Genomic DNA, 12,358 nt, shown 5'->3' on the forward strand with positions numbered 1-12,358 from the left:
CGCCGCCCGTACCAGCGGGCAGCTGCGCCGGATGCCTCTGCCGGGCGCCCGCCGGTCCGGCCGGGGTGTCGTCGAGGTGGTTCAGCAGGGGATGCGGAACCCGCCGATGATCGGCTGCGAGGCGGCCTCGGCGCGCCGCGTGGCACCGGCACCCGCGTGCAGGGCCGGTGGTGCGGCGAACTCGCCGGTCCGAGCACCGTGCGCGGTGGCGTTCTTGACCGAAACCCGGTTCAGCGGGCCCGGGGTGAGGCGTTTGCGGGACTTCACGTATTCGACGAAGGACTCGAAGTCCCTGGTGTGCCGGAACGGTTGGGTGTAGCCGGTGAAGGCCGGGTACCCGTCCGCGCCGATCAGGGTGTAGGCCGGCATCGCGATCCGGTAGGAGCGGGCCTCGTCCAGCGGCGTACCGTCGATCAGGACGTCGCGGGGGTCGACCCGGTGGCCGGCCGCGCCGGTGGCGTCGAAGCTGTAGCGGACGTTCTGCGAGACGGCCAGCGGTGCGAACTGCAGCCTGCCGCCGCCGGCGTCGGTCCACTGCTGCTCCAGCGCGTGGTGGATCTGCGCGCCGGTGACGGTGACGGTGATGATCGCGTCACCGTAGCCGACGGCGTTGAACACCTGCCCGAAGGTGACCGTTCCGCCCGACCGGGTGTCGTAGCCGAGGTCTCCGCCGATGATGCACTGGCCGAGGCGCGGCGCGACGGCGATCACGGCCAGGTCCGCAGGGGCGGCGGGGTAGGCGTTGCCGTCGTTCATCGGTTCCTGCGGCTGCCGCCCGGCCCAGTACGCCCAGTCGGCCACCAGGTCGCCGAGGGTGCTCTCGCCCGCTCCGTTGAGCTGCCGGGTGAAGGAGGCGGTCTGCTTGGCAACGGCGGTCTTCGCGCGCCGGTCGGCGTAACCGGCCCAGTAGTCCACCACCTTCTTGAGCTCCGGATCCGGTGCCACGTCCCGGGTGTTGGGATGGTTGGTGGAAGTGGTCAGGGCGCGGACCACCCTGCCGGTCGCGGGGTCGAGCCGCAGGCTGATCTCGTTGATCAGCTGGCCGTGGCAGCCGGCCTCCACGAACGGGCGCGGCACACCGTTCGGATCGGGGACCATCATGTTGAAGGCGCAGTGCCAGTGTCCGGTGACGATCGCGTCGATGTCGGGCGAGACGCGCAGCGCCAGGTCGTAGGCGGGCCCCGAGGGGTTGCTGCCGCTGTTGAAGTCGCTGCCGGCGACCGCGCCGTCGTGCATGCTCAGCACGATCGCGTTGACACCGCGTGACTTGAGCTCGGCCGCACAGCGGTTGGCGCTCTCGACCTCGTCGAGGGAGGCCAGCGCGGGCTGGAAGGAGGCGGGGAAGGACTCGGTGCCGATCGCGGTCAGATGGATGAACCCGATCGGGATCCTGCGGCCCTGCCCGGCGTCCACCCACTCGATGTTGTAGGGCGGCAGGACCGTACGGTTGGACGCCTTCCAGACCATGTTGGCGCTGTAGTAGCGGAAGTCGGCGCCGTGGAACCGGTGTCCGCCCGAGTCCTGGAAGGAGTCGTCCCAGCCGGCACGGGGGAACGGGACGCCCTGCTCCATGTGCTGGGAGAGGAACGCCGGTGACTTGTCGAATTCGTGGTTGCCGGCGGAGGCGAACTTCAGCCCCATCCGGTTGAGCACCTCGATGGTCGGCTCGTCGGCGAAGGCCGCCGCGTCGAACTCCCAGCCGGAGAAGAGGTCTCCGGGAGCGAAGAAGAGGGAGTTCCTGCGCCCGGCCCGGAGCCGGTTCAGGTGGGCGGCCAGGTAGGCCGCCCCGCCGACGGTGTACTTCCGGCCGGCGGCTCCGGTGATGACCGCGCTCTCGTCCGGTGCCGACTGCAGATAGCCGTGCAGGTCGGTGATGTTGAGTAGTTGTACGTCCACGTATTCGTCGGCCGTGGCGGCGTCTCGGGCGTGGTCGTCGGCGAAGGCCGGGATGCCCGTGGCGGCGACGGTGGCGATGGCTCCTGCGCTGGTGATGAAGGCCCGTCGTCCGATCTCTCGCACTGGCTTCACTCTCCTGCGGATGTCCGTGACAGTCTGCGGGACGCACGACGGGAGACCGGGGCCGCCCGGTCGTGGTCCCTCAGCGGTCAGACTGCCGCACCGCGGACTGCGACCGGAATTCGGACGGCATGAACATTCAATGTCCATCCGGCGTCAGTCGCGCACCGCTCGGAGGCCCGGGCCAGGCTGGATGATCAACTCGCCTTTGGAAGAGCGGAGTTGGCATGCGTGATGTCACATCCCCGAGGCCGTCCGGAGGCCCGTCCGGAGGCCCGTCCGGAGGCCCGTCCGGACACACGACCCGGCCGCGTACCGTCCCGCCGCTGCGCCGCCCTACCGCTGCGCTGCCCTACCACTGTGCCGCTCGGTCTCCCTACCGCCCGACCGCGTAGCCCTGCATGCCGCGCGGGTTGGCTCCCGCCGACAGGATGCCGCTCTGCGGGTCACGGGCCACCGCGCTCAGCCGTCCCTCGGACCACGGACCGGCGACCTCCACCCGGTGCCCACGGCGGCGCAGTTCGGCGATCACCTGCCCGTCGAACCGCGACTCGACCGTGACCCGGGCCGGGTGCACGGCCCGCGGGTGGAACGAGGACGGAAAGCTGTCGTGGTGCCAGTTCGGAGCGTCGATCGCGCCCTGGAGGTCGAGTCCGCCGCGGACCGGCTCGCGCAGCGCGACGGCGAGGAAGAAGTGCAGGTTCCACTGGTCCTGCGAGTCGCCGCCGGGGGTGCCGAAGGCCAGCACCGGCTCGCCGCCGCGCAGCGCGAGCGAGGGCGTCAGCGTGGTGCGCGGACGGCGGCCGGGGGCAAGGGAGTCGGGCAGACCCGGCTCCAGCCGGGCCATCTGCAGGCGGGTCCCGAGCGGGAAGCCCAGCGTGGGGACCACGGGATTGGACTGCAGCCAACCGCCGCTCGGGGTGGCGGAGACCATGTTGCCCCAGCGGTCGACCACGTCGAGGTGACAGGTGTCGCCGCGGGTCGAGCCGTCGGACGCCACGGTCGGCTCGCCCACCCCCAGTGCCCGCCCGCTCGGCACCTCGCCCCCGTCTGCCTCCCGGGCCGCCGCCAGGGCGGCCTGCTGCGCATGCTGGGCGTGCTTGCTCAACCGGGGCAGCCGACCGCCGGGCCGGCCGGGCCGCAGTTCGGCCGAGGCCCGCTCGGTGACCAGGGCGCGCCGCCGCCCGGAGTACGCGTCGTCCAGCAGTTCGGCCACCGTGACGTCCGAGCCGTCGCCGTACCAGGCCTCCCGGTCGGCCATCGCGAGCTTGCTGCCCTCGATCAGGGTGTGCAGGTAGTCCGGGCTGCCGTACTCCGGGGTGCCCTGTGCGAACGTTTCCGGCAGCAGGGCGAGTTGCTGCAGGAACACCGGCCCCTGGCTCCACAGCCCTGGCTTGCACACCGTCCAGCCGTTCCACTCGTAACTGGCCGGCTCCTCGTAGCCGGCCTCGAAACCGGCGAGGTCCTCGGCGGCCAGGACGCCCCGGTGCCGCTCGCCCGAACTGTCCATCGTGGGCCTGGCTGCGAAGGCGGCCAGCGCCTCGGCGACGAACCCGGAGCGCCACACCCGCCGGGCCGCGTCGATCTGCGCCTCGCGTCCGCCGCCTGCGGCCTCGGCCTCCGCCAGCAGCCGGCGCCAGGTGGCGGCGAGAGCGGGGTTGCGCAGCAGCGCCCCGGGCGCGGGGGCGTTGCCGTCCGGCAGGTACAGGGCGGCGGAACTCCGCCACTCGGTCTCGAACATCCCCCGTACCGCCCGGACCGCCGCCCCCACTCCGGGCACCGCGGGGTGCCCCTGCTCGGCATAGCCGATGGCGTACTTCAGGACCTCCCGCAGCCGCCTGGTCCCGTGGTCGCGCAGCAGCAACAGCCAGGCGTCGAAGGCACCGGGGACGGCGGCGGCCAGCGGGCCGGTGCCGGGCACCGCGTCCAGGCCGAGCGAGGTGTAGTGCTCCACGGTCGCACCTCGAGGAGCCCCGCCCTGCCCGCACAGCACCTGCGGCCGCCCGCCGGCCGGCGCCAGCACGATCGGCACCTCCCCGGCCGGTCCGTTCAGGTGCGGCTCGACGACCTGCAGGGTGAACCCGGCGGCCACTGCCGCATCGAAGGCGTTGCCGCCGTCCTCCAGCACCGCCATCGCCGAGGACGAGGCGAGCCAGTGCGTGGAGGCCGCCATGCCGAAGGTGCCCTGCAGGGTCGGTCGGGTGGTGAACACATCACTCCTAGGGGGTTGCGGACGTCCGGGGCCGGCGGGAGCGGTTCGCGGAGTTCCGCCGGCTGCCGTGCAGTGCTGTGCCGTGCCGTGCCGGGCCCTGCCGGGCCTGCCGTGCCGTGCCGTGTCCAGGGCATGCGCGGCGCCCGCCAGTCCGCAACGCGGAGCATCCCGACGGGAGGAGGGAGCACCCGGGTCATCGCCGTGCCGTGGTGCCCGAACACAGCCGCAGCCTATCGGTGGGGCGGCGGTTGTCCATGGGCCGTACGCCCGGGCAACCGCAGCCGGTCATGGTGAAGGCCGCGTGGCCCTGGTGGACAGCCGACGGCGTGGCTCCCGGCCGCGGCCACCGGAAATCCCGTGGCAGCTCCCGCGGCCGCACCGGCATCCTGTCCGCATGCTGATCAGGGAAGCCGACTCGCAGGACTGGCCCGCCATCTGGCCGTTCTTCCACCGCATCGTCACGGCGGGGGAGACCTTCACCTATCCGGTCGACCTCGGTGAGGAGCAGGGCCGGGACTGGTGGCTCCTGACGGCGCCGAACCGCACGGTCGTCGCCGTGGACGAGGCCGGTACCGTCCTGGGCACGGCGAAGATGAACCGCAACCACATGGGGAACGGCTCACACATCGCGAGTGCCAGCTACATGGTCGATCCGGCGCACTCGGGGCAGGGCGTGGGCCGGGCGCTGTGCGAGTACACGCTGGCGTGGGCGCGGGCGGCGGGCTTCCGGGCCATGCAGTTCAACGCCGTCGTGGAGAGCAACGTGCACGCGGTGAAGCTCTACCGATCGCTCGGCTTCGAGGTGCTCGGCACCCTCCCGGAGGGCTTCCGCCACCCGACGATGGGCTACGTGGGACTGCACATCATGCACTGCGCGCTCTGAACCCCGGGGCCGCCCGCCCCGCGAGCAGCTCCGCCGCCCGACGGCGGCCTCAGCGGCGGGCCCCGATGACGGCGGGCATGGGACCGTCGGGGCGGACGATGAAGCCGAGGACGGCCCCGGTCGGGGCGGCCCGGAAGGCGGGAGTGAAGGCGGGCAGCAGGAGTTCGAGCAGGACCGTCATCTCGCGCATGGCGAACTGCAGACCGAGACAGGCGCGGGCGCCGATCCCGAACGGGTAGTACGCGCCGGGCACGGCCGGACGGCGGCCCGCGACGGTGAACCGCTCGGGGTCGAACCGCTCCGGGTCCGGCCACAGCCGCGGATCACGGTGGGTCAGGTACGGGCAGACGAACAGGTCGGTGCCCGCCTCGATCCGGTAGCCGGTCAGGACGTCGTCCTCGACGGCGTGACGGGGCAGCAGCCATGCCGCCGGATAGAGCCGCAGGGTCTCGCCGACCAGGGCCTGGACGGCGTCCCTGCGAGCGGGGGAGCCCGACGCCCCGGCGTTCAGGGCCCAGTCCTGGAACCGGGGGTTGCGGTCGAGCAGCAGATACAGCCAGGCCAGCGTCTTCGCGGTGGTCTCGTGCCCGGCGACCAGCAGGGTGACCAGTTCGTCGCGGATCAGCCGGTCGGTGTACTCGGGGCGGTCCGCCGAGGCGTCCAGCAGGACGTGCAGCAGGCCCGGACCGTCCGGACCGGCGGGTCCCCGGCGGGCGGCCGCGATCGCGTGCTCGGCGACGGCGTCGATCCGGGCGAGGTCCTCGGCCACCGCCGTCTCTGGGGCGGTCGGTCCGGCGCCGGGCGCGGTGGGCGTGGTCGGAAGGGCGGCCACGACCGTCTCGATGGCGCCGAGCTCACGGTGGGTGGCCTCGTCGAGAGGGTGGCCGGTGAGGGAGCGCCAGATGCTGTCCAGGGCGTAGAAGCGCATGTCCTCGCCGACGTCGGTGGGCCGTCCGGTACGGGCGCACTCGGCCCAGCGGTCGGCGGCACGCTGCGCGGCACCGGCGATCCGCTGTTCGAAGCGGCGGATCCCCGGCCCGGTGAACTGGGCCTGCAACAGGCGGCGTTGCTGCTTCCACTGCTCGCCGGACGCGGAGAGCACCCCGTCGCCGACCAGCATCCGGGCGCGGTGCGAGCGCTTGACGTACCGCTCCGGGTGCTGGGCGAGGACGTGCTGGACCGCCTGCGCTCCGGTGACCAGCACCGTTCGGCGCGAGCCGAGCCGGAAGGCGCCGACCCCGCCGAGTGCGCCGACCCGGCCGAGCAGGTCGACCAACTGCCCGCCGGAGGAGCTCCACTGCTCGACGACCGAGGCGTCGAGCTCCGGCGGCGGACTTCCCGGGCCCGGGCCGCGGCCGTCGCCGGGCTCCTCGCGAACGGGGACCGAGCCGGGCGACGGGTCGGCGGACGGCAGGGGCGCTGCGTGCGGGACTCCCGGGGCCAAGACGTTCCTCCTGCTCGACAGCCGAACCGTGCCCATGACGGTACGTCAGTACGGCGGAACGTATCCACCCCGCAGCCGGGCAGGCCGTCCCGCCCCGCCGGGCAACCACGCTGCGGAGAACGGGACTTGTCGGGTCCCGGCCCCGCCTGAACCCCCGCCCTGCCCTCGGCCCCGCCTGAACCCCGGCCCGGCCCCGCCACGCCCCGCCCTCGTCCGCCCCCACCCCCGGCCGGCTGTCGGCCGCCGGTGCGGCGGAACAGTCCCGGCGGGAGGAGCCGGCGGCCCGGGCGTTAGCCCGATCGGTTCGCATCTTCGCCAAACCGCTGCACCGTGCGAGCGGCTGGGGATCCTTCGCGGCGGAGTCCACCCCGATGAAAGGATCTTCATGTCACAGCACCTGCTCGACCGCGGCCGTCGGCTCGGCCGCACCGCGCGGGTGGCGGCAGTCGCCGCCCTCGCCCTCGCCACGACCGTCGGCACGGCGGGTACCGCGAGCGCCGAGTCGCCCGAGGAGCACCCGATCGAGATCCACGTGGACAAGGCCGGTATCACCGCTCCGCAGAAGCACCTCGGAGGCCTGGTCAGCTTCCGGGTCAAGACCGATGATCCGGCCGGCCGCCAGCTCCAGCTGCTGCGCCCGCACGCCGGTGTGTCGATCGACCGGGTGCTGCACGACCTGGCCAGATCGGTCAGCCGTGTGCGGGGCACCGCGGCCGCCGGGATGCGGGCCGTCCACGGTGAGGCCGAGGCGCTGGGCGGTGCGATGGTCACGCCGCAGGTCCACGAGCAGTTCACCGAGGAGGTCGACCCCGGGAGCGTCTACCTGCTGGACCTCACCGCCTTCCGGGCCGACCCCGCCCACCCGGTCGTCAGGACCCTGGAGTTGGCCGGCACGAACGGCATGAGCGCCAACCAGGCCCGCTATCCGCACGGCATCGTGATCCACCGGGCCACGTCGGACGGCCCGCGCTTCCAGACCGACGACCTGGACCACGTGCACCTGGCCTACCTGGTGCACAACGGCTCGTCCCAGATCCACGAGACGCGGCTGCGGCCGGTCGCCCCGGGCACCACCGACGCGCAGGTGCAGAAGTACCTCGACGCGGTTGCGGCCGGACGGAAGGCGGCGTCCCCGTTCACCGGGCCTCCCACCGGGCTCGGCGCCTTCTCGCCGGACCGCAGCGCCTCGATCCAGGCCCACGGCCTGCAGCCGGGCCGGTACGCGGTGCTCGACCTGGTCCCCGACGAGAAGACGGGCCTTCCGCACGCGGCCCTCGGCATGCACCAGGTCGTCGACCTCAAGTGACGGGCCACCGGCCGGTGAGCCGACGGTGAGCGGCAGGACGGCACCGGTCGCCGTCGGTACGACAGCCGGAGGGGCCAGGCAGACGTCCTGGGCCCTCCGGCCGACGGCCGCAGCGGGATGATCGACTGACCGGGGAAAAGGGCTGGGCAGGACGATCACCGGGCTGGTAGTTTTCCGGTCGACCGCGACACCACCGGAGGAGGTGAGACCCGTGAACGCAGTATCGATGTGGGTGCTCCCTCTCCATGTCACGGTCGGCGACTGACGTAGACGCCGCCGGGAGCGCCTCGACAACAAGGCACTCCCGAAGGGCAACAACCCATGTACTCCCTGCAGTTCACCGCCGAGTCGTCGTCGAACGGCATGGTCGAGCGCGACTTCACCGTCGGCGGCGTCCCCGGCGTCCTCTGGTCGCGGGCCTCCGGCGCAGCCGATCGCGCACCCCTGGTCCTGATGGCCCACGGCGGCGGCAACCACAAGAAGCACCCGGCGATGTCCGGCCGCGCCCAGCGCCTCGTGGCCGACCGCGGTTTCCACGTCGCCGTCATCGACGCGCCCGGTCACGGTGACCGGCCGCGCACGGCGCACGACGAGGCGGAGATCGCCGAGCTGTTCCGGGCGAGGGCGGCGGGCGAGCCGGAAGGCCCGATCGTGGTCCGCTACAACGCCCACCTGGCGGAGATCGCCGTGCCCGAGTACCGGGCGACCCTGGACGCCCTCCAGGAACTCCCGGAGATCGGCGCCGACGGGCCGGTCGGCTTCTGGGGCATCAACATGGGCACCGCGATCGGTGTACCGTTCGTGGCGGTCGAACCCAGGATCACCGCCGCGGTCTTCGGTCAGCACTGGCCCGACTGCCTGGCCGAGAAGGCGAAGCAGATCACCATCCCGGTCGAGTTCGACATGCAGTGGGACGACGAGCACATCCCGCGCGAGGCCGGTCTCGCACTGTTCGACGCCTTCGCCTCGAAGGAGAAGTCGTTGCACGTGAACTCGGGCAAGCACAAGGAGCTGCCCCGGTTCGAGGCCGACAGCGCGGTCCGGTTCTTCGCCCGACACCTCGGTTGAGCGGTCGCTTCGCCGGTCGCGGCCGGAGGTGGTGACCGGGGGCCGCGTACCGACTGGGAAGCCGACGGTCCACCTGGGCGGGCAAATCCGGTGCCAGAAACGGAAGTTGTCTGACCGGCGGCTCGTTCTGCCGCTCGGACGCGCAGTACTCCGAGGCGTACGGCCACTCGCCGTCCGGTAGGTGCTCCGCATCGCAGGAGCGCTTCGCCGCAGGACGCCGCAGGGCACGGTGTGCACCGTGCCCTGCGGTCCGGCCGGCGGTGCCGGTGGCCGTCCCCGGGGGACCGACCGACTCCGGGCGGCACCGATACGATCGCTCCATGAGAGCCACCGGAACCTTCACCGTCAAATCCTTCGTCCCGACCGGAGTTGCGCCGGATCCGGCCGTTCCCACCGGCACTCCGGTGGGTGTCGCCACGATGGAGAAGCACTTCGAGGGCGACGTCCTCGGCCGTTCCGCGACCCTGTTCACCGCCGCGTTCGACCAGTCGACCGGCACCGGCACCTATCTGGCGATGGAGTCCTTCGAAGGCTCGCTGCTCGGCCGTGACGGTGCCTTCAACTTCGCGCACTCGGCCACGACTTCCGGCGGCGACCGGACCGCCGAGTTCTTCACCGTCGTCCCCGGGAGCGGCACGGGGGAACTGGCCGGCATCTCCGGTACCGGCGGAATCGCGGTGGACGCCGACGGCACGCACCGGATCTGGTTCGACTTCGAGATCGGCTGACCGCTTCCGCACCCGAGACGTGCCGTCACCCAGGGCGTGCCGTCGCACCGATGGCATCGACATCCGGACACCGGGGGTTCGAATGCCCGCCGTCCCGGCCCCGGTGGTGAATCATGGTGGGCATCGGATCCGACCGCCGGTGGTGGCCGGCGGGGTTCGGGACATCGACGATGGGACGGGACAGCATGCCTCTTCAGGGTGAGTACGAGCCGAGTCCGGAGCGTTGGGTGCGCGAGCAGGTCGAACTGTACGAGTCCTCCGGTGGTACCGAGGGAACGACCCTGCGCGGCATGCCGGTTGTCATCCTCACGACGCTGGGCGCGAGGAGCGGCAAGATCCGCAAGACCCCGCTGATGCGGGTCGAGCACGAGGGGACCTACGCGGTCGTCGCCTCGATGGGCGGCGCCCCCAGGCATCCGGTCTGGTACCACAACGTCGTCGCCGATCCCCGGGTGGAGCTCCAGGACGGTCCGGAGCACCGGGACATGACGGCCCGTGAGGTCGGCGAGGGCGAGAAGCGACTGTGGTGGGCGCGCGCGGTCGAGGCGTACCCGGACTACGCCCAGTACCAGGAGAAGACGGACCGGGCGATCCCCGTCTTCGTCCTGGAGCCGGCACCCGGCGGACACTGAACCCGCGACCCGGCGCACTCCCGGCAGAGCCCGAACGGCCGGCAGAGCCCGAACTCCCGGCGGCGGCCCGCCCGGTACGACCGGTTCGGCGGGCAGCGCCCGGCGCGCCCGCGTCCGCGACCCGGACGGGGCCGCCGCCGTCGGCCCGGTGCTGCTAGCGTTCCGGGGCATGGATCTCGCCTTCGCACAGCACTTCACCGAGGAGTGGGCCGCCGCCTGGAACTCCCACGATCTGGAGCGCGTCCTGGCCCACTACACCGAGGACGTCGTCTTCGCCTCGCCCAGGATCCTCCAGCTGCTCGGCGACCCGTCGGGCGAGGCGCGCGGCAAGGACGCCCTGCGCGCGTACTGGAGCAAGGCCCTGCGACTGCTGCCCGACCTCCACTTCACGGTCGAGGACGTCCGGGCCTCCGTCGACACCCTGGTCATCAACTACCGCAACGAACGCGGCCAGGCCGTCGCGGAGGTGCTGACGTTCCGTGCGGCGCTGGTCTGCCGGGGCTTCGGCGCCTACGGACCCGAGGTCTGAGACCCGGCCCTCCGACCGCCGCCGGCCCGCGGCGCACCCGCGTCGGCGCCCGCAGCCACACCCGCACCCGCGTCCGGGACTACGCGCCCTGGCACGTCCCCGGCAGCGGGGTGTCCCAGTCCAGGAGTCGCAACAGTTCCTCGTCCACGCGCGGTGCGGGGCGCTCCGAGTCCCGCCGCTGCGGGCCGTCGGCGCCGGGCGGACGGTCCGTGCTCCGGCTCGCGGTGAGCTGGGCACTGGTCGCGATGTTGAGTTCGACGCGGGGCCTGCGGTGCCGTTCGTAGCAGTCCAGTGCCGCGGCGGGCGTGTCCGCGTCGCGCAGCGCCTTGGCCAGCACCACGGCGTCCTCGAGCGCCATCGAGGCGCCCTGGCCGGTCGCGGGTGAGGCCGCGTGCGCGGCGTCGCCGATGAGCACGGTGCGCCGGCCGTGCCAGCGGATGCCGGGGCTCAGGTGCAGGGCGTTGGTCACCATGAGGCTGTCGGACATCGCCGCGACGATGTCCGCGGCGGGTGTGCGGTCGGGACGCAGGATCGGCACCAGCCGGTCCCGCCACTGTCCGGGCGTCGTGGTGGCGATCTCCTCGGCGCTCACCGCCGGGCCGGGCACGCGCGCGAACCAGAAGGTCTCCCCGGCCGGGGAGACCAGGTAGCCGAACGCCGCGCCACTGCCACGGATCATGATGATGCGGTCCGGATCGCCCTGGGGCGGAGCGGCGTCGGTGGTGTACCCGTAGAAGACGCTCTGGCCCGCGTACTCGGGCCCGGGTGCCGCCGGATCGAGCTGTGAGCGCACGGTCGAGTGCAGGCCGTCCGCACCCACGATCAGGTCGCCGGTCGCCGAGCTGCCGTCCGCGAACACCGCGGTGGCAGCCGTCGCGCTCTCCGTGACGGCGGTGAGCCGCGCCCCGTGCCGGATCGGGATCCCCCGGCGGCGGACCTCGTCCTGGAGCGCCGTGCCCAGGTCGGCACGCCGCAGGCAGCGGTAGCGGGTCAGCGGGTGGTCGTGCTCGCCCAGCGGCATGGCCGCCAGCCGGGCCCCGGCCTCGTCGGTGACGGTCATGCCGGTGACCGGGAAGCCGAGGCCGGCGATCAGCGCGGCCGCGTCGAGCTGCGCGAGGGCGCGCATGCCGTTGCTCGCCAGGGTGAGGAAGGCCCCGATGTCGGCGCCGGCGTCCGGATGCGCCTCGTGCACGGTGACGTCGAATCCCGCCTTGTGGAGTGCCAGCGCGGCTGCCGTTCCGGCGATGCCGCCGCCGATGACCATGATCTGTGCCAACTCCGGTCCCCTTCCCCGTACCGCGCCGGCTGCCGACGGCGTCCCGTGCCGACCCTAGCGCCGAGCTGCCGGAGGTTTCGACGGGACGGGTGTGCGTGGCCGGATCTCTCCCCTGGACGAGCCCACGTCTCCCGGGTTTCGCGCCCTGGTCCCGGTGCGCTGGTTGTCCGGGGGGTGGTGTGGGTTGGTTGTGGGGGTTAGTCGGGGGTGTTGGTCTGGGGTGGGGGGAGGAGTTGTTCGGCCCAGATGATTTTGCCGTCGGGG

Annotated in this window: 10 protein-coding genes; 6 read left to right on the top strand and 4 right to left on the bottom strand. The window is 72.8% G+C overall.

What is annotated here, in order from left to right; genetic code table 11:
* Nucleotides 1-81 precede the first annotated feature (81 nt).
* Together ACFC1R_RS32880 and ACFC1R_RS32885 are read right to left on the bottom strand one after the other, a co-directional pair.
* Nucleotides 82-2,019, bottom strand: coding sequence for a bifunctional metallophosphatase/5'-nucleotidase (locus ACFC1R_RS32880; RefSeq protein WP_375944951.1), 1,938 nt, complete (start codon nt 2,017-2,019; stop codon nt 82-84).
* 373 nt (nt 2,020-2,392) lie between these two features.
* Entirely contained in the window at nt 2,393-4,228 is a 1,836-nt protein-coding gene (locus ACFC1R_RS32885; protein ID WP_375944953.1) for a gamma-glutamyltransferase family protein, read from the bottom strand.
* A 394-nt stretch (nt 4,229-4,622) separates the two neighbouring features.
* On the opposite strand from ACFC1R_RS32885, the gene ACFC1R_RS32890 reads away from it, so the two are divergent.
* Nucleotides 4,623-5,111 (top strand): GNAT family N-acetyltransferase, encoded by a 489-nt coding sequence (locus ACFC1R_RS32890; RefSeq protein WP_375944955.1) that lies wholly within the window; start codon nt 4,623-4,625, stop codon nt 5,109-5,111.
* Nucleotides 5,112-5,160: 49 nt separating this feature from the next.
* Here ACFC1R_RS32890 and ACFC1R_RS32895 read toward each other — a convergent pair whose 3' ends face one another.
* The gene (locus ACFC1R_RS32895) at nt 5,161-6,387 is read right to left on the bottom strand and encodes a cytochrome P450 (RefSeq protein ID WP_375944971.1); all 1,227 of its coding nucleotides are present in this window, start codon (nt 6,385-6,387) and stop codon (nt 5,161-5,163) included.
* Nucleotides 6,388-6,940: 553 nt separating this feature from the next.
* On the opposite strand from ACFC1R_RS32895, the gene ACFC1R_RS32900 reads away from it, so the two are divergent.
* From ACFC1R_RS32900 to ACFC1R_RS32920, 5 genes are all read left to right on the top strand, one after another.
* On the top strand, nt 6,941-7,861 hold the full coding sequence (locus ACFC1R_RS32900; RefSeq protein ID WP_375944957.1) for a hypothetical protein: 921 nt from the start codon (nt 6,941-6,943) through the stop codon (nt 7,859-7,861).
* Between the two features lie 321 nt (nt 7,862-8,182).
* On the top strand, nt 8,183-8,929 hold the full coding sequence (locus ACFC1R_RS32905; protein ID WP_375944959.1) for an alpha/beta hydrolase: 747 nt from the start codon (nt 8,183-8,185) through the stop codon (nt 8,927-8,929).
* Nucleotides 8,930-9,249: 320 nt separating this feature from the next.
* Nucleotides 9,250-9,657 (top strand): DUF3224 domain-containing protein, encoded by a 408-nt coding sequence (locus ACFC1R_RS32910; RefSeq protein ID WP_375944961.1) that lies wholly within the window; start codon nt 9,250-9,252, stop codon nt 9,655-9,657.
* A 185-nt stretch (nt 9,658-9,842) separates the two neighbouring features.
* Nucleotides 9,843-10,289, top strand: coding sequence for a nitroreductase family deazaflavin-dependent oxidoreductase (locus tag ACFC1R_RS32915; RefSeq protein ID WP_375944963.1), 447 nt, complete (start codon nt 9,843-9,845; stop codon nt 10,287-10,289).
* 169 nt (nt 10,290-10,458) lie between these two features.
* Nucleotides 10,459-10,818, top strand: a complete 360-nt coding sequence (locus tag ACFC1R_RS32920; RefSeq protein WP_375944965.1) for a nuclear transport factor 2 family protein — start codon at nt 10,459-10,461, stop codon at nt 10,816-10,818.
* 79 nt (nt 10,819-10,897) lie between these two features.
* Here the strand turns inward: ACFC1R_RS32920 and ACFC1R_RS32925 are convergent, their stop codons facing one another.
* Complete coding sequence (locus tag ACFC1R_RS32925) at nt 10,898-12,094, bottom strand: FAD-dependent oxidoreductase (protein WP_375944967.1); 1,197 nt, start codon at nt 12,092-12,094, stop codon at nt 10,898-10,900.
* Nucleotides 12,095-12,358: the final 264 nt, after the last annotated feature.

Source organism: Kitasatospora sp. NPDC056138, assembly GCF_042264695.1.
Lineage (GTDB): Bacteria > Actinomycetota > Actinomycetes > Streptomycetales > Streptomycetaceae > Kitasatospora.

Excerpts from the sequence above, each read along its gene's own strand:
- ACFC1R_RS32890 (WP_375944955.1), top strand. The coding sequence starts at position 4,623 with ATGCTGATCAGGGAAGCCGACTCGCAGGACTGGCCCGCCATCTGGCCG.
- ACFC1R_RS32900 (WP_375944957.1), top strand. The coding sequence starts at position 6,941 with ATGTCACAGCACCTGCTCGACCGCGGCCGTCGGCTCGGCCGCACCGCG.
- ACFC1R_RS32905 (WP_375944959.1), top strand. The coding sequence starts at position 8,183 with ATGTACTCCCTGCAGTTCACCGCCGAGTCGTCGTCGAACGGCATGGTC.
- ACFC1R_RS32910 (WP_375944961.1), top strand. The coding sequence starts at position 9,250 with ATGAGAGCCACCGGAACCTTCACCGTCAAATCCTTCGTCCCGACCGGA.
- ACFC1R_RS32915 (WP_375944963.1), top strand. The coding sequence starts at position 9,843 with ATGCCTCTTCAGGGTGAGTACGAGCCGAGTCCGGAGCGTTGGGTGCGC.
- ACFC1R_RS32920 (WP_375944965.1), top strand. The coding sequence starts at position 10,459 with ATGGATCTCGCCTTCGCACAGCACTTCACCGAGGAGTGGGCCGCCGCC.